Origin of the sequence: Robinsoniella sp. RHS (genome assembly GCF_001029355.1) — a bacterium.
In the GTDB taxonomy this organism is placed as follows: Bacteria; Bacillota; Clostridia; order Lachnospirales; family Lachnospiraceae; genus Robinsoniella; species Robinsoniella peoriensis.
The window spans coordinates 12,812-30,290 of sequence record NZ_JNGB01000001.1 but is presented as its reverse complement, the minus strand read 5'-3'; the positions used below and the strand labels follow the sequence as shown (position 1 = coordinate 30,290).

At 41.5% G+C, this 17,479-nt stretch carries 12 protein-coding genes; 7 read left to right on the top strand and 5 right to left on the bottom strand.

What is annotated here, in order from left to right:
- The first annotated feature begins 144 nt into the window (after window positions 1-144).
- The 6 genes from RHS_RS00115 (at window position 145) to RHS_RS00090 (ending at window position 10,568) form a co-directional block, all read left to right on the top strand.
- Window positions 145-357 carry a hypothetical protein gene (locus RHS_RS00115; protein WP_027294191.1) on the top strand — a complete coding sequence of 71 codons (213 nt, stop codon included), beginning with the start codon at window positions 145-147 and terminating at the stop codon, window positions 355-357.
- A gap of 279 nt (window positions 358-636) precedes the next feature.
- The gene (locus RHS_RS29780) at window positions 637-6,087 is read left to right on the top strand and encodes an NPCBM/NEW2 domain-containing protein (RefSeq protein ID WP_395020852.1); all 5,451 of its coding nucleotides are present in this window, start codon (window positions 637-639) and stop codon (window positions 6,085-6,087) included.
- A 311-nt stretch (window positions 6,088-6,398) separates the two neighbouring features.
- The gene (gene licT, locus RHS_RS00105) at window positions 6,399-7,235 is read left to right on the top strand and encodes a BglG family transcription antiterminator LicT (protein ID WP_044289381.1); all 837 of its coding nucleotides are present in this window, start codon (window positions 6,399-6,401) and stop codon (window positions 7,233-7,235) included.
- Window positions 7,236-7,388: 153 nt separating this feature from the next.
- Window positions 7,389-9,566 carry a PTS transporter subunit IIABC gene (locus tag RHS_RS00100; RefSeq protein ID WP_047832129.1) on the top strand — a complete coding sequence of 726 codons (2,178 nt, stop codon included), beginning with the start codon at window positions 7,389-7,391 and terminating at the stop codon, window positions 9,564-9,566.
- A gap of 103 nt (window positions 9,567-9,669) precedes the next feature.
- Window positions 9,670-9,927, top strand: a complete 258-nt coding sequence (locus RHS_RS00095; RefSeq protein WP_027294188.1) for an HPr family phosphocarrier protein — start codon at window positions 9,670-9,672, stop codon at window positions 9,925-9,927.
- A gap of 143 nt (window positions 9,928-10,070) precedes the next feature.
- Window positions 10,071-10,568 (top strand): heme-degrading domain-containing protein, encoded by a 498-nt coding sequence (locus RHS_RS00090; protein WP_027294187.1) that lies wholly within the window; start codon window positions 10,071-10,073, stop codon window positions 10,566-10,568.
- A 27-nt stretch (window positions 10,569-10,595) separates the two neighbouring features.
- Here the strand turns inward: RHS_RS00090 and RHS_RS00085 are convergent, their stop codons facing one another.
- Window positions 10,596-11,483: an RluA family pseudouridine synthase gene (locus RHS_RS00085; RefSeq protein ID WP_047832031.1), complete on the bottom strand. Its 888-nt coding sequence runs from the start codon at window positions 11,481-11,483 to the stop codon at window positions 10,596-10,598.
- A 270-nt stretch (window positions 11,484-11,753) separates the two neighbouring features.
- Between RHS_RS00085 and RHS_RS00080 the strand changes: the two genes are divergently transcribed.
- A complete protein-coding gene (locus tag RHS_RS00080) occupies window positions 11,754-13,121 on the top strand; it encodes a sodium-dependent transporter (RefSeq protein WP_047832030.1) in 1,368 nt (455 codons plus the stop codon).
- A gap of 85 nt (window positions 13,122-13,206) precedes the next feature.
- Here the strand turns inward: RHS_RS00080 and RHS_RS00075 are convergent, their stop codons facing one another.
- The 4 genes from RHS_RS00075 to potA are packed head-to-tail and all read right to left on the bottom strand — an operon-like array spanning window position 13,207 to window position 17,475.
- Window positions 13,207-13,713 carry a flavin reductase family protein gene (locus RHS_RS00075; RefSeq protein WP_047832029.1) on the bottom strand — a complete coding sequence of 169 codons (507 nt, stop codon included), beginning with the start codon at window positions 13,711-13,713 and terminating at the stop codon, window positions 13,207-13,209.
- A 12-nt stretch (window positions 13,714-13,725) separates the two neighbouring features.
- Window positions 13,726-15,597: an extracellular solute-binding protein gene (locus tag RHS_RS00070; RefSeq protein WP_044295967.1), complete on the bottom strand. Its 1,872-nt coding sequence runs from the start codon at window positions 15,595-15,597 to the stop codon at window positions 13,726-13,728.
- Window positions 15,597-16,412, bottom strand: a complete 816-nt coding sequence (locus RHS_RS00065; RefSeq protein WP_027294182.1) for an ABC transporter permease — start codon at window positions 16,410-16,412, stop codon at window positions 15,597-15,599. The genes RHS_RS00070 and RHS_RS00065 overlap by 1 nt, the downstream gene beginning before the upstream one ends.
- Window positions 16,402-17,475, bottom strand: a complete 1,074-nt coding sequence (potA, locus tag RHS_RS00060; RefSeq protein ID WP_027294181.1) for a spermidine/putrescine ABC transporter ATP-binding protein — start codon at window positions 17,473-17,475, stop codon at window positions 16,402-16,404. Before potA ends, RHS_RS00065 begins: the two co-directional genes overlap by 11 nt.
- Window positions 17,476-17,479: the final 4 nt, after the last annotated feature.

The following is a 17,479-nucleotide window of genomic DNA, read 5'->3' as shown; positions in this document are numbered from 1 at the left end:
CAAGTGTGTTGGTGGTTATAAGTCATTTTAGAATCAGACAATGGCTTCTTTTTTGTATGCAAATAGGTAACGGGTATAAGCGGGTATAAACGAATACTTATTACGAGAGTGAAGCAAAGCAGAGATTGAATTGGAGGAATATAAATGAAAGAAAAGATATATAAATTATTTCTCACCCTAATGGTGAGCCTGTCCCTGGGTTCAGGTCCCATAGCCCAGAATGAGATAGTCAAGATGCTTGAAGCTTTTTCGGGAACAGGTGATGCGCAGATTCAAGAACTTGAAGAAGACAAAGAGTCCGAAGAAATAAGAAAGAAGAAATTGCCAAATTATTTTCAAGATAGGGGTATTGAATAAGGGAAAAAATATAGTTTATGTACAGTCTGGGAAGGGGAAATAATCCCCTTCTTTTTTTATTTTCAGAAAATTCTTTACTTTTCCCGGTATCATTCAATAGTAATTAATAAATTCTAATAATAACCACAGAAAATAGTATGTACATTTTGATTCAGCTTAAATATAATGACGATAATTTATCTATTTATGTAAATTCTGAAGATAATGTGGGGAAAGGGTAAAATATGCTTTAGTTTTTAAATAGATAAATGAGAGTGAGAGAAAAAGGAGAAGGTTAAGATGAGAAAAAAAGAGAGATGGAAAAGTATCATTGCAATCGTTTTGTCCTGTTCCATGATTCTGCCATCAATGGCGGTATCGGCGGCTCAGGTGCCGGAAACGGAAATGGTAACTGAGGCACTCCAAAGTACCCCGGTTGAAAATCAGGAGATTGAAACAGAACTTCTGACAGAATCTGAAACATATCAGGTGGAAACGCAATCCCAAACGGAAACGGAAAATCCATTGGACAACCGTACTTCCACAATCGAAAAAAGTGAGGCTCTTTACAAACTTGCGGCTGAACAAGTTGGGAAAACTTATGTAAGTGAACAGACGGGCAGGGAGCAGGTGAATTTTAACAGGGAGTGGAAATTTATCCGTAATGATATCCCGGGAGCAGAATCCGTGGACTATGATGATTCCCAATGGGTGGATATCGGTATTCCTCATAATTTCAGCATCCCTTATGAAATGCAGGCATCTTTCTACGTGGGATACGGATGGTATCGTAAGGAATTTGAAGTATCGGACAATATGGTTGGAAAGAAAATTGAATTGGAATTTGAGGGTGTTTTTCAGGAGGCCGAAATATATGTAAACGGGCAGCCGGCAGGTACACACCGCGGCGGTTACTCTGGCTTTGTATTTGACATTACAGACTATCTGAATCCTGGGAAGAATCTGATTGCAGTCCGCGTCAATAATATCTGGCAGCCGGATCTTGCTCCAAGAGCAGGAGACCACCAGTTTACCGGAGGAATTTACCGGGATGTCTATCTCAATATTACGGATGAGGTTCATGTAACCTGGTATGGAACTTTCGTCACTACTCCTGATTTGTCTAACCCCGGATTCGACCCTTCTGCAAAGAATATTCCGGATAATTATGCCAGTGAGGAAGAAATCCTGAATAATATTGAGCAGAAACAATCTAACGTAAGCGTCAGTACCGAAATAAAAAATGATTCGCTGTCTGAGGCTTTGGTAAAAGTAAAACAGGAAGTGGTGGACAAAGACGGTATCGTGCAGGCTGTATTTGAATCGGCTGAACAGAATATTTCTGCAGGATCTGCTGCAGAAATTACTGCGGTCAGTGAAAAAATCAAAAACATACAGTTATGGGATACTGAAAATCCATATGTGTACCAATTATATACTACCGTATACCGAAATGGTGTTCCGGCAGATACCTATGAATCCTCTTTTGGCTTTCGCTGGGCGCAGTATAAAAACGACGGGTTCTATTTGAACGGAAAAAAAGTAGAATTAAATGGAGCAAATGTACATCAGGATCATGCAGGCTTTGCGGATGCAGTTACCAACGAAGGATTCATGCGGGACGTATCCATGATCAAAGAGTGCGGGATGAATTTTATCCGCGGCTCCCATTATCCCCATGATCCATCATTTGCAAAAGCCTGTGATGATCAGGGAATTATGTTCTGGTCAGAGTGCAATTTCTGGGGGATGGGTGGATGCGCCGGAAAAGACGAACCGGCAATAGGCACATCTGCGGACTGGTTTAAGGATGCATACCCGCAGAATCCTGCAGATGAAGCAGCTTTTGAGCAGAGCTGCCTGGATTCCCTGGAAGCTATGATACGCGTAAACCGCAACCATCCCTCTATTATTAACTGGAGTATGGGAAATGAAGCGTTTTTCACAAATGGCGGCATGGATAACGGAAATGATGCTTCTGCAAATGGAACTGCGCCGAAAGCGCTTGCGCTTGTAGACAAAATGCGGAATCTGTCACACCAGCTTGATCCTACCAGAAAAGCAGGAATGGGCGGAGCGCAAAGAGGCGGGTATGCCGATCTGGCGGTTTGTGATATTGCAGGATACAACGGAGACGGAGGAAAATTTGAAAATACCTGGATGCCCAATGTAGTTGCGGAATACGGCTCAAAGACTGCAGACCGGCCAGGCGAATACCGGCCATTTTATGATCAGATACAGGGCAGTGACGAATATAATTATCAGCTAAAACCAAGTAGCGCAGGCCTGGTTCTTTGGTGTGGCTTTCATCACGGTACCATCGGCGGTGACGGGCTGGCTAAAATGGGAATAATCGACTACTATCGCCTGCCTTTAAACAGCTGGTACTGGTACCGGGAACAGAATATGGGTATAGAACAGGAATCCTCCATATCGGGTGCGGCATCTCAGATAGACATTACGTCCTCTGAAGAAACCATTACGAACAACGGTACAAAAGACACCCAGCTGATTGTTACCTTACAGGATGCAGACGGCAACTGGGTAAATGAAACTAAAGAGGTAACCCTGAAGGTGGAATCCGGCCCCGGTGTTTTCCCGGGAGGTAAAACATATAAGTTTACCCCCGGCAAATCAATACGGGATGGAAAAGCAAGCATCGAATTCCGCAGTTACTATTCGGGAGACAGCATTATCAGCGCAACGGCAGAAGGTCTTGGGGTATCCACAATTACAATACATACAGATAATATGTCCGAAACCGATGATGGTTCGGAACCGGAAGATTTTTATAATGCAGATAAGTGGGGCAGTGTAACTGCTAAAATAGAAGATCCCATTATATATGGTGAAAACAATGCCGCTTCCGGAAGACCCCTGTTCCCAAGCAGCAATGATCAGGACAGTGCACTGGCAGCAGACGGTAATATGGCGACATCCTGGCAGGCAGAGAATACAGGCAGCGGGGAATACTTTATGGTAGATCTGGAATTTACATTATACCTCTATAACATAGGACTGGGATTTAACAAATCTCCCTATCCATATAAAGTCGAAACAGCTATGGATAAGAATGGCCCATGGACCATTGCTGCAGAATATACAAAGGATACCATTACATCAAGGAAAGCAGAAGAATCCCTGGACGGGCCGGAAGCCAGATATGTTAAGATAACCTTTACGGACGTTCCGGAAAATGAAAAAGCCTTTCTCACGGAACTGAATGTATATGGAAACCCCTCCTCAATTACACCTCAATATACCAAATACAGTGCTTACCTCTCCGATGTAGTGGATTACGACAAAGTCTCCACTGGATGGGGTGAAAAAGGAAAAGACAAGACCTGCCAGGGAAATCAGATAAAGGTAGGCAATAAAGTTTATAAAAAAGGAATCGGTCTTCATGCTGACAGCACCATTATTCATAACCTGGACAAAAAGTATACGCGCTTTTCCGGAGTGGCGGGCATTGATAATGAAGTGGATGGAGGCAATGCAATCTTTAGGATCTATGCCGACAACAGCCTGATTTATGAAAAGGAACTTTCTGGCGGGGAAGCCGATGAATTCAATTTAAGCGTCAGCGGAGTTTCGGAACTGAAGCTTATGACAGACGCCAACGGTTCTGAATCCCAGGATCACACAGACTGGGCGGACGCAAAATTGTACGGAGCCATCCGGGACATCAGCAAAAAAAGCAAAAGCATCCGTACCGCCTATGTGGGAATTACCGAAGGCTTACAGGCAGGAGAAGACTTCACCGGGATATTATCCCTAAAAAATACTTCGGAAGATTTACAGTCTTTGTGTGCTTCACTGTCCCTCTATGGACCGGATGGAATGCTGGCAGGCTTCACCATGACTTCCGACGAATTCTATCCCGGCGCCGCAAAAGATCTTCACCTGACGCTCAATATGCCTTCTGATATAAAAGGATATGAAGCCATTCTCAGTGTGTGGGATAAAAATACACTGGAAATAATTTCAAATACAATCATGATCTATCCGGACCCGGATAAACTGGAATCCGGATCAAAGACGGAAACTGCCTGGACAAAAGTTGATGGTGAAGACAGCCTGCTGGAAAAGACAGGCGACTGGCAGCTGTGGCCATCTTCCGATGCTTACAACGGAAGTGAGACCTTCCTGGGTGACAAAGGCAATCCGGTAAAAGATGGAGATTATATCGCCCTTACATTTAACGGAAACTATATAAAAATAGGTGCAAAAGCAGATGGCGGACAGCAGGGTGCCGATGTTTATATCGATGGAGAACCTGCGGGACATATTAATAACAATGAGAATGTTAATGTATACAAAGAAGTCTATGCATCCGGTTATCTGGAAGACGGGGAACATACCGTTAAACTTGTACCTGCCGGAAAATTTGGTTTGGACTATTTTGAATATGGAGTGGAAACTGTGTCTGGCGGCGATGATGAGCCATTAACGGAAAGTCCGATTCTCCTATCACTTGGCGGCTTAATGAAACAGATTGAAGGGGATGCCATGAAAAACTATACCTTTACCAGCAGGAAGTCTGCAGCAGATCGTATAGTCGAGTCTTATGGTGTCTATTTAAACAAAGAGGCATCCAAAGAGGAGATCCAGGCGGCATCTGATGCACTTGAAAATGCGCTCAGGGAACTGATCCTCATAGGAGATACAGCCACCTTGGAAGATACCGTCAGTACTGCACAAAATCTAATTCAAAAAGGCCAGGGTAATTATACAAATGCAAGCTGGGCACAATTGCTTGCCGCATATGAAGAAGCGGCCGCTGTATTAGAAAAAGAAGATCCTTCAGCAGATGAGATACTGGCTGCAGCAGAGCAATTAAATCATGCTATGGCTTCCCTGATCCAAAAAGAGGATACCTTTAGACTGAGAGAAGCAGTAAACAAAGCAAAGACACTCTTCGATAAAGGCCAGGGCAGTTATACCGATACGAGCTGGGCAGTTTTCAAAACTGCGTATGACGGGGCAGTAAAAGTGTTATCCTCAGCAGAACCAACCGCTAAAGAAATACAGGCAGCTCTGGATAAACTAAATTCTGCAATGGCAGGTCTGCAGTTAAAGCCGGATACTTCCCTGTCAGATGCAAGAAAAGCGCTGCAGGCAGAAATTACAGCATGCAGCGCAATCGTAAAGAAAGGACAGAAACATTATACTTTAGCAAGCTTCCGGCGTTTCAAAGATAACCTCAGTGAAGCAGAAAAGATATTGAGTGACAGCAGGGCAAACCTGGATAAATTAAAATCTGCGAAAAATTTACTCTATGCCGCCAGACTTACCCTTTCTGTTTACAAAATCCCTAAGAAAGGTGCTTCCTATACCGTAGGAAAATTAAAATATCAGATACTGAAATCTTCTGCCGGCAATGGGACGGTTTGTGTGAAAGGCGTTAAAAACAAGAAAACCTCAAAACTTAAACTCCCCAATACGGTTACAATTTCCAGTTATAAGTTTACAGTTACGGAAATTAAAAACAAAGCATTTTACAAAAATACAAAGTTAAAATCCATTACCATTTCAAAGAATATTACAAAAATCGGTGATGCTGCATTCTATGGAGCAAAGAATCTCAAGACCATTAAGATTGAGAGCAGTAAGTTAAAAACGGTAGGAAAAAATGCTTTGAAAAAAATTCATTCCAAAGCTGTCATTCAGGTTCCGTCTAAAAAATTAACATACTATAAAAAACTCTTAAAAAATAAGGGACTTTCTTCAAAAGCGAAAATAAAAAAATAACCGTTTAAAAGAAAAAGAGAACAGCCTTGTGCCAATCCGGTACCGGCTGTTCTCTGATATGATATTATTCAATTATTCTTTCAAATCCACTTGACACTAATTACATTATATGATATCCTTTTTAAAGATAAATACGGGATTGTGACTGGTAATGCAGGCGAGACCATCTTTGAAGCGAGTATGATAACTTTCTGCAGGGTTGGTTTTTTTTATGTTTGAAACTGCATAAATCCTGTTTATACTTTTTGAATTCTGACAAATGACATTATTTGATCAAACATGTTTGGAAACGGAATGGAGATAAGACAGGAATGTATGAGATAACGAAGATTATCAATAATAATATTGTATGTTCCGTTGATGAAGATGGGCAGGAAATCATCGTCAGGGGGCTTGGCATTGGATTTAAGCAAAAACCTCATGATATAATCCCCGGGGAGAAAATTGAAAAAGTTTATAAAATGGAAAGCCCCAAGGCATCCGGCAAATTACAGGAATTAATGGCGGAAATTCCACTGTCATATGTGGAGACCTGTACGGAAATTATCGATTATGCCAGGAATACCGTAGGCAAAAGATTAAATGAAAATGTTTATATTACTTTGACAGATCATATCAGTTTCGCCATTGAACGCAAGCGTCAGAACATGGAGTACCGGAATGCATTGCTGATGGAAATCCGTAATTTTTATATACAGGAATTCCAGATTGGCTGCAAAGCTCTGGAAATCATCAAAGAAAAGCTGGATGTAGAATTATCCAGGGATGAGGCAGGTTTTATAGCCTTACATATTGTGAATGCAGAATTAAACACGGATATGTGCGACATGGTGAATATCACGGAAATGATACAGCAGGTGCTGGACATCGCAGAGAAATATTATCAGATGAAATTAGATGATCATTCTCTGGCCTACGAACGTTTTATAACACACCTGAAATTTTTCGGACAGCGGTTATTTTCTGACCGGATTACGAAAGATGATGATGTAACTTTTCAGAAAATGGTTAAGAAACGTTATAAAAATGACTATAAATGTGCAGAAGAGATCCGGACCTTTATCCGGGAGACATATAAGAAAGAAATCACTGAGGAAGAGATGATTTTCCTCACCATTCATTTAAGAAGAGTATCAAATACTGTATAATCTGGATTGTAACTGGTAATGCAGGCTAGACCGGAACAGGATTTGGTAGTAGATATCTACAGCTGGGGTATACTACTATCATGTTTTCTGTTACGGTCTTTTTTTGTGCAGAATCAGATTATAATATATATTTTTTCAGGAGGAATCAGAGAAATGAAAGATAAAATTTTTGGTATATTACAGCGTGTAGGCAGATCTTTTATGCTGCCCATCGCTATTTTACCCATCGCGGGACTGTTTCTTGGAGTCGGCGGTTCATTTACAAATGAAACAATGCTTGAGACCTATCATTTAATGAAGATCATGGGGCCCGGTACTTTTATTTATACGATTTTGACCGTACTAAATGCAGCCGGAAGTATTGTATTCAGCAATCTGCCTATTATTTTTGCCATGGGTGTTGCCATCGGTATGGCGAAGAAAGAAAAAGAAGTTGCGGCATTGTCGGGTGCCATTGCATTTTTTGTTATGCATGCTTCCATAGGTGCGCTGATTACTGCACAGGGCGGACCGGATAGTATGCTAGAAGGTGCAACAACTTCCGTTGTTGGTATCACCTCCTTACAGATGGGTGTATTCGGCGGTATTATTGTAGGGCTTGGTGTGGCAGCACTCCATAACCGTTTTTACAAAATTCAGCTTCCACAGGTACTGTCATTCTTTGGCGGAACCAGATTCGTACCGATCATATCGGCAGCTGTCTATATGATCGTGGGTATTTTGATGTTTTATATCTGGCCATTTATACAAAATGGTATTAACAGCCTGGGGCAATTCGTTATGAATTCCGGATATTTTGGTACCTGGTTATACGGTTTAATTGAAAGGGCATTGATACCTTTCGGGCTTCACCATGTGTTTTACCTGCCATTCTGGCAGACAGCGGTAGGCGGTACTGCAACGGTTGCAGGTGCCTATGTAGAAGGTGCACAGAACATATTCTTTGCCCAGTTAGCGGATCCTGGTATCACACATTTTAGCGTAAATGCATGCCGCTTTATGTCGGGTAAATTTGTCTTTATGATATTTGGACTTCCCGGTGCGGCGCTTGCCATGTACCGCTGTGCAAAGCCGGAAAAGAGGAAAATAGTGGGCGGCCTTTTAATCTCAGCAGCCCTGACTTCTATGATTACCGGTATTACCGAACCGCTGGAGTTTACCTTCCTGTTTGTTGCACCTTTAATGTATGCAATTCACTGTGTCCTGGCAGGACTGGCATATATGTTCACGCATATTTTCGGAGTAGGAGTCGGCATGACTTTTTCCGGCGGACTTATTGACCTGACGCTTTTTGGTATCATGCAGGGAAATGCGAAAACAAGCTGGCTATGGATTGTACTGATAGGTATTATATATTTTATTATTTACTATTTCCTGTTCACTTTTTTAATAAGAAAATTCAATCTGAAGACTCCGGGACGTGAAGAAGGGGAAGAAGAGGTAAAACTTTACCGCAGGGCAGACGTTGATGCAAAAAAAGGAAAAAATCAGGAAAACAGCGCCAGTGAAATCATCGACGAACAATCAGCCATGATAACACGGGGACTAGGAGGAAAACTTAATATCAGCGACGTAGACTGCTGTGCCACAAGACTTCGTATAACGGTAGCAGATAAAGAAAAAGTAGATCAGGGCATATTAAAAGCCAGCGGCGCCGCCGGTGTTATCATGAAGGGCAATGGAGTCCAGGTTATTTATGGACCGAAAGTAACGGTAATCAAATCAAACCTGGAGGATTATCTGGCAAGTCCTGCAAGCGACAGCGATAAAGATCTGAATTTTAATCAACCGGAGATTGCAGATGAAACGAGCGGGGAGTATAATAATATGAATAGTACCCATGCAGAATCTGAAACGCAGGAGGAAAATTCAACTGGTAAAGGCTACACGGTTTATGCCCCGATGAACGGTAAATCCATTCCGTTAGAAGAAGTCAATGACGGTGTGTTTTCGGAAAGAATGTTGGGAGACGGTGCTGCGATTGAACCAGCGGACGGCAGGGTAACTGCCCCCTTTGATGGAGTTGTATCTATGGTATTTGACACCAAACATGCTATCGGACTTACCTCAGATAATGGTATAGAGCTTCTGATCCATGTGGGAATCGATACCGTTCAGCTAAATGGAAAATATTACGATATTCACGTAAAAGACGGAGATCGTGTAAAAACCGGAGACCTTCTGGCTGTTGTGGATCTGGACGGCATAAAGAGTGAACATTACAGAACGGTTACACCGGTCATTGTTTCCAATACAGATGACTATCACACAGTTACCGTCGTAAATACCGGTGACATACAGAGCAAGCAGCAATTGCTTAAGATTTATTAATAAATTGGTTATTTGTGCAGTCCGGCAAACCAACATTTCGGATAATTCCAAACTGTTTCCGGACTGCCATAACAATAGATAAAAGACGAAAGGTGGAAATTTTATGAAATCATTTAATTATGTAATTACAGACGAGATTGGAATTCACGCAAGACCGGCAGGACTCTTGGTAAAAGAGGCAAAGCCATTTACCTCCAGGCTGACCCTGAAAGCTGGTGAAAAAAGTGCAGACCTCAGAAGACTGATGGCTGTTATGAGCCTTGGGGTAAAACAGGGTGCTGAAGTTACCGTAACCGCTGAAGGAGATGATGAAGCTGCTGCAATCGAAGCAATGGAATCGTTCTTTAAAGCAAACCTGTAAAAAATAAAGAAAAACCCATTTTAAAACACTCGGTTCTGCGATCAATATTTCGCATCCGGGTGTTTTTCACATCCCCTTTTCTTTTCCCCGAAATAGTAGTATAATGACACTATATTAACATTTTCACACTAGGAGGAATGACTATGACAGTAGACGAATTAATTGCTATGCTTGAGATGCAGGAAGAAATTCTTCAGTTTTCTCATTTTACAAATGAAGATGCATGGGAACTTGGAAATCTGATTGTAATGGAAGCAAAGAGAAGAAGCCTTCCGGTAGCGGTTAGTATCCGTTTAAATAATGGGTATGTGGTTTTCCAATACGCATCGAATCGGACAAACATGGACAATGAAAGTTGGATGGCAAGAAAGTTCAATACAGTACGCAGGTTAGAGCAGAGCAGCCTGCGGGCTTACATGCTGCTTCGTAAAACAGAAGAAACCCTGGAGGAGCGTTTCATGGATCCCAAAGACTATGCAGCCTGCGGCGGCGGTTTCCCAATTCGTGTGGAAGAAGTCGGTGTCATCGGCGGTGTAATTGTATCCGGCCTGGATCACGTATCCGATCATGACCTTGTTGTAAAATGTATCAGCCGGTATCTGCACATCGATGAAGTCCCTAGAATACGCGGCAATATTTAAGGGAAGCAGAAAGCGTTTCGCGCAGTCTTAATCCCACTCCTCAAACTGCATATCCGGGGGCAAAGGGGAAGTAAAAACCAGTTTTTCTTTTGTAATCGGATGTTCCAATTCCAGTCTGTGGGAATGGAGTGCCTGACGTTTGATTCTGGTATATTCCGGATTGTACAGGAAGTCCCCCGGCAGGGGATGTCCCAGATATTTCATATGCACGCGGATCTGATGGGTACGCCCGGTTTCCAGCTTTAAGGAAACCAGGGAGTACCCATTTTTATATGACAGGCGCCTGAAATAGGTCACCGCCCGTTCTCCATGTTCATAATCAACAATGCGTTCAATTGCAGAATCCTCTCTTCGGGCAATTGGTGCATCAATTTTACCGGAATCAGGTGTTTTCCCAATAGCAGCAGCCAGATATTCCCGGTGAATTTTCCGGCTTTTTACCATATCGGACAAGATAGCAGCGCTCAGCATATTTTTTGCGATAATCAAAAGCCCTGTGGTGTCTCTGTCCAGGCGGTTAATACAGCGGTAAGTAAATGCCGTTCCTTTATTGGAGAAGTAATCTGCTATACCATTGGCAAGCGTATTTTCATAATTATTGATGGAAGGATGTATGGGCGTATCGGCAGCTTTGTCCAGAATCAGTATGTCTTCATCCTCATACACAATTACAAGTTCCATTTTTACAGGTACAATCTGACTGGAAAATCCTTCTTCCACGATCTGTATCGTTAATTCATCCCCCTCCTGCAATTGTTCTGAGGTATAAGCCCACTTCCCATTTTTTAAAATGCCATATTCTGTACGTTTCAGATGGGTAAGGATATGTCTGGAATAGCCCTTTTCTTTCAGAAAAGCAGTGATATTTTTGCCTGAGCTGTGTAAATCTATGTGGTAAGTCAGTATTCTTTTCATTCGTGTTTCCGTCTTTATTGCCCGCTAAAAAATAACCGCAGGCAAAACCTTTCCTTCCTTTTGTTCTATCGTAAAGCCCTTTCTAGTTTACAGTACCGGCTTAAGACTGTCAATGGATTGATCTTGGTATGCTATACTTATACAACTCAACGTTTTAAAGTATCAACGCTTTAAATCTCTACCAAATTTATTGAAAAAAGCGTTTTTTGCTTTTCATATATACAAAATTCGTGTAAAATAGTTAGAGAATAACTTAAAAAGGAGACAGATATGGAGAGAGAGAAGTTTTCCTCCCGGTTGGGCTTTATCCTGATATCGGCAGGATGTGCAATCGGGTTAGGAAATGTATGGCGTTTCCCCTATATTACGGGAAAATATGGAGGTGCGGCATTCGTTTTAGTTTATTTATTCTTCCTGCTGATTCTTGGATTACCAATTGTGGTAATGGAATTTGCAGTAGGGCGTGGAAGCCAGAAGAGTGCGGCACTGTCATTTGACGTATTGGAACCCAAAGGAACAAAATGGCATTTATACAAATTTGGAGCAATTGCGGGAAATTATCTGCTGATGATGTTTTATACCACAATCGGCGGATGGATGATTCTCTATTTCTTCAAAATGGCTGCCGGGCAGTTCGAGGGCATGAATTCGGAGCAGGTCTCAGGAGCCTTTGGAGAGTTAATGGGACAGCCGGTACTGATGACCGTTTGTATGATCGCTGTGGTTATTGTATGCTTTGGCATCTGCGCGAAAGGATTGAAAAACGGTGTAGAAAAAATCACAAAGATAATGATGGTCAGCCTGTTAGCACTTATGATTATTCTTGCTATCCGTTCCGTAATGTTAGAAGGCAGTTCCACCGGACTTAAATTTTATTTATATCCGGACTTTAGTAAATTAGTGGAATCCGGGATATCAGAAAGTATTTTTGCAGCTATGGGTCAGGCGTTCTTTACTTTAAGCCTGGGTATTGGTGCATTGGCAATTTTCGGAAGTTATATTGGAAAAGACCGATCATTGACCGGAGAAGCAGTAAGTGTTACCATTTTGGATACTTTTGTTGCACTTATGGCAGGTTTAATTATTTTTCCGGCCTGTTTTGCTTATAACATTAAGCCGGACAGCGGTCCAAGCCTGATATTCATTACATTACCCAATGTATTTAATGAAATGAGCGGTGGAAGAGTATGGGGAAGCCTTTTCTTCTTATTCATGTCTTTTGCGGCTATTTCAACAATCATTGCCGTATTTGAAAATATTATTTCTTTTGCAATGGATCTCACCGGATGCAGCAGAGGAAAAGCAGTTGCAGTAAATCTGATCGTAATTATTATTCTCTCGATGCCATGTGTATTAGGATTCAATCTGTTAAGCGGATTTACTCCTTTCGGACCGGGATCAAATATATTGGATCTGGAGGATTTCATTGTCAGCAATAACTTACTGCCTCTTGGCAGTCTGGTATATCTTTTATTCTGTACCAGCCGCTATGGATGGGGATTTAAGAAGTTTACTGCAGAAGCAAATGCGGGTAAAGGAATAAAGTTTCCCAATTGGGCAAAGGTATATGTGACCTGGATTCTGCCGATTATTGTATTGGCTATCTTTATTCAGGGCTACGTTGTAAAATTCTTTTAATTGCAAATTTTCCAACACAAAAGGCATGCTCATGTGATCAAAACATGGCATGCCTTTTATATTACATTGTTCCGTTCTTTTTATGCTATTCTTTCACCAGTACTTTTTCAATCTCTACAATATACATCGTGTGGTAATCCTTCTGGGGATACCATTTTTCGTCACAGCTCTTATCAATAAAGCATGCGGGATCATATTCCTGTGCATAGAGTTTACGGCATAGCATAACGGTATTGGCTTCTTCGAAGTATGGGGTATCCTCTTCCAGTGTAACCGTAAGTCCTGATTTCTGGATTTTATCCTCATCTCTGCCGGAAACAGTTCCCAGGTAAGTTAATGTTTTACGGTAGGAATCATCCAGTACAGACAGTGAAAATGTGGTGGAAGCGTCTATAAACTCTTTTGTATAACGCTGGGGACGGATAAATACATATGCTACATTTTTTCCCCACATTATGCCCACACCACCCCAGGATGCTGTCATCGTGTTGCATTTGTCTCCATTTTTAGCTGTTACCAGCAGCCATTCTTTTCCAATCATCTGAAATGGATTTTTCTGTAATTCTGTTGCTTTGATTTCTTTAAAACTCATGATACATACCTCCTAATTTGATTTTACTTTGTTCCACAATTCGTTATAGGTCTGGTCTACCTTATCACCCAGATAGCGGAAGGTTTCACAGCGGTTTAATACGGTATCATCCGGAAAAGCAACCGGATTGTTGCGGATTGCATCGTCCTCTATCATTTTACGCGCCTCTGTATTCGGTGTAGAATAGGTAATGTAATTAAAATTCATCAATGCAATATCCGGACGGCATAAGAAATTAATAAAAGCTTCCGCATTTTCTTTGTGTTCTGCATTCTTTGGAATTACCCAGGAATCAATCCACATATTAGAACCTTCTTTTGGCACTACATATTCCAGGTTCGGATTCTCCGTCTTAGTATAAATTGCTTCTCCGGAATAAATAACGCCCAGGGCTGCCTCATTTCCGATCATCTTATCACGCACCTGGTCAATGACGTAAGCCTGAACCAATGGTTTTTGCTTAATCAGAAGATCTTTAGCCTCGGTCAGCTCATCCAGGTCGGATGAATTCAGGGAATAGCCAAGTTCTTTCAGGGCTACGGCAAAAGCATCCCTGACGCTGTCCTGCATTAAAATATTATCTTTGTATTTCGGATCCCACAGTACAGACCAGCTGTCAATCGGTTCGTCCACCATGGTCTTATTGTATAGAATACCTACCGTCCCCCAGCAATATGGCACGGAATAGAGATTTTCAGGATCAAATTCCCTTGATTTCTCCAGATAAGTTTTTCCGATATTTTTAATATTTGGAACATTGTCAAAGTTTATTTCCGCCAGCAGGTCATTTTCCCGCAAACGCTGGATCATATAATCGGAGGGGCAGACTACATCATATGCAATTGCTCCTGATTTTATTTTAGGATACATGATTTCGTTTGTTTCGTATTCCTCATAGATTACATCTATGCCGGTTTCCGCCTCAAACATGGTAATTACTTCCGGATCCAGATATTCTCCCCAGTTATATACAATCACCTTGTTATCGCCGGCAAGAGAGCCCTGGGAACCATAGTAAAAGCCTCCTACCACAATCACGAACGCCATAAGTGCCGGAATAACTTTTTTAAAGATACCGGTTAACTTTGTTTTCTTCTTTGCCGTTGTTCTTTTGTCATGAACCTGTTCTTTTGGCGACATGTTTACCATAATCAGCAATACCAGCACAGAAACAAACAGAAGAGTGGAAAGCGCATACATTTCCGGTTTGATTCCCTTACGTACTTCAGTATAAATTTTTGTTGACAAGGTGTCAATCCCCGGTCCCTTTGTAAAGTGGGTAATTACAAAATCGTCCAGGGACATGGTAAATGCCAGCAAAAATCCGGACAATACACCCGGCATAATATCCGGAAATACAACTTTAAAAAAAGCATACAGGGGAGAAGCTCCAAGATCCAGCGCTGCTTCATAAGTACTGCGCTTGGTTTGCTTTAGTTTTGGAGCTACACTCAACATAACATATGGAATATTAAACGTAATGTGCGCCATCAGGATTGTACTAAATCCCAGTGTTACATGAAACGCTATAAAAAGCAGCATCAGAGATACACCCGTTACGATTTCAGCATTTACCATAGGTATGTTGGCAAGGCCGTTAAAAAGGGTACGGTATTTTCGTTTCATACTCTGAATGCCGATTGCAGCCATGGTGCCGATCAAAGTAGCAATCAGAGCCGAGAGCAGTGCGATGATCAGCGTAGTGTAAAAAGCATTCATGATCTGCTCATTCTGGAAAAGAGCTTTATACCATTTTAAAGTAAAACCGCCCCATTTAGCGCGGGTCTTGGAAGCATTAAATGAAAGTACGATAAGGGTTGCAATGGGTGCATACAGTAAAATGAAAATTAAGATCAGGTAAATTTTTTGTGCCGCTTTTTTCATTAGAATGTAGCCCCCTCTCCATCTTTATCGTACTTAGAAACCAGAGCCATACTTGCAATTACGAATACCATAAGCACAAGAGACAGCCCGCTGCCCAGATTCCAGTTACTTCCCTGCTTAAATGTCTGCTCAATGACGTTACCAATTAATAGAATCTTACCGCCGCCCAGCAGGTCGGAAATTACGAAAGTAGTAAGTGCCGGAACAAAAACCATGGTAATTCCGCTGATGATGCCTGGAAGACTCAGCGGAAAAGTAATTTTAACAAAAGTCTGAAAATTATTGGCACCTAAATCCTTTGCCGCATTAATTACATCTTTATCTATTTTACTCAGTATATTATATAAGGGCAGTACCATGAAGGGAAGAAAATTATAAACCATGCCTAATACAATCGCATAGGGTGTATTAATAATCTCAAGCGGTGCTAAATGAAAAAATGTTAAAATATCATTTAAAACACCGTTTTTCTCCAGGAGATTCTGCCATGCCATCGTTCTCAGTAAAAAGTTCATCCACATAGGTAAAATAAAAATTAAAACAATAAAACTGGACTGGTTCATATTAGAGGAACTTAAAATCATCGCCAATGGATATGCCAGCACCAGGCAGATCACGGTACTGATCACGGCAAGCAGGATCGCCAGGCCTAAAGCTTTTAAGTTTTCTGCTGTTGTAATCCTGGCAATATTCATCAGGGTAAAAGATCCGTCTTCTGCAGTCAAACCATAATATACAATCATCAGAAGGGGAATAATTATAAAGGAAACCGCCCAAAAGAGATAAGGTCCGGCTAATAGTCGTTTACTCTTCAATATTTACCGCCTCCTCATCTTCTGAAATAGGTTTGTTCATAATCTGGATATCAAAAGGATCTACATGAATGCCCACTTCCGTTCCCACGGGGAAGAGATCCGTGCTGTGTACAAGCCATTCGTGATTATTGGCCAGTACCTCCATTTCATAATGGACGCCTTTGAAGATCAGATGGGTTACGACACCTGTTATGGTTCCTTCTTCTGGTTTAACAAGGTCAATATCTTCCGGGCGGATCACTACATCCACAGGTGTATTATGCCCAAATCCCACATCTACACAAGGGAAGGGCACACCCAGTATTTTAACAAGTTTATCTTCCATGAAGGTTGCCGCAATAATATTGCTGTCCCCGATAAAATCCGCCACAAATGCATTTTCTGGCTCATTGTAGATATCCTCTGGAGAACCAATCTGCTGAATGTATCCCTGATTCATAACCACAATCGTATCAGACATGGTTAAGGCCTCTTCCTGGTCATGTGTCACATAGATAAAGGTAATGCCCAATTCGTTTTTTAGCCTGATTAATTCATATTGCATATCCTGACGCAGTTTCAAATCCAGGGCTCCCAGAGGTTCGTCCAGCAGAAGCACTTTCGGCTCATTTACAATTGCCCTAGCAATTGCAATTCGCTGCTGCTGGCCGCCGCTTAAGGAATCGGGAGAGCGGTTTTCATATCCCTCCAGATTAACCAGCTTTAAGGCATATTTTATTTTATCATTAATATAATTTTTACTCTTATTCTTAATTTTCAATCCGAATGCTATATTTTCAGAAATAGTCATATGTGTAAAAAGTGCGTATTTTTGAAATACTGTGTTTAACTGACGTTTATTTGCCGGAAGATTCGTAATATCTTTACCGTCAAAAATTATATTGCCGCTGTCAGGGTTTTCAAATCCTCCCAGAATGCGAAGGGTGGTAGTTTTGCCGCAGCCGCTTGGACCAAGCAGTGTTAGAAATTCATTCTGCCGTATATAGAGATTAAGGTCATCCAAAACTTTTTGTCCATCATAGGATTTTGTTATATGCGTTAAGTCGATTAATTTATTACTCATGTCG

Excerpts from the sequence above, each read along its gene's own strand:
- RHS_RS00115 (WP_027294191.1), top strand. The coding sequence starts at position 145 with ATGAAAGAAAAGATATATAAATTATTTCTCACCCTAATGGTGAGCCTG.
- RHS_RS29780 (WP_395020852.1), top strand. The coding sequence starts at position 637 with ATGAGAAAAAAAGAGAGATGGAAAAGTATCATTGCAATCGTTTTGTCC.
- licT (WP_044289381.1), top strand. The coding sequence starts at position 6,399 with ATGTATGAGATAACGAAGATTATCAATAATAATATTGTATGTTCCGTT.
- RHS_RS00100 (WP_047832129.1), top strand. The coding sequence starts at position 7,389 with ATGAAAGATAAAATTTTTGGTATATTACAGCGTGTAGGCAGATCTTTT.
- RHS_RS00095 (WP_027294188.1), top strand. The coding sequence starts at position 9,670 with ATGAAATCATTTAATTATGTAATTACAGACGAGATTGGAATTCACGCA.
- RHS_RS00090 (WP_027294187.1), top strand. The coding sequence starts at position 10,071 with ATGACAGTAGACGAATTAATTGCTATGCTTGAGATGCAGGAAGAAATT.
- RHS_RS00085 (WP_047832031.1), bottom strand. The coding sequence starts at position 11,483 with ATGAAAAGAATACTGACTTACCACATAGATTTACACAGCTCAGGCAAA.
- RHS_RS00080 (WP_047832030.1), top strand. The coding sequence starts at position 11,754 with ATGGAGAGAGAGAAGTTTTCCTCCCGGTTGGGCTTTATCCTGATATCG.
- RHS_RS00075 (WP_047832029.1), bottom strand. The coding sequence starts at position 13,713 with ATGAGTTTTAAAGAAATCAAAGCAACAGAATTACAGAAAAATCCATTT.
- RHS_RS00070 (WP_044295967.1), bottom strand. The coding sequence starts at position 15,597 with ATGAAAAAAGCGGCACAAAAAATTTACCTGATCTTAATTTTCATTTTA.
- potA (WP_027294181.1), bottom strand. The coding sequence starts at position 17,475 with ATGAGTAATAAATTAATCGACTTAACGCATATAACAAAATCCTATGAT.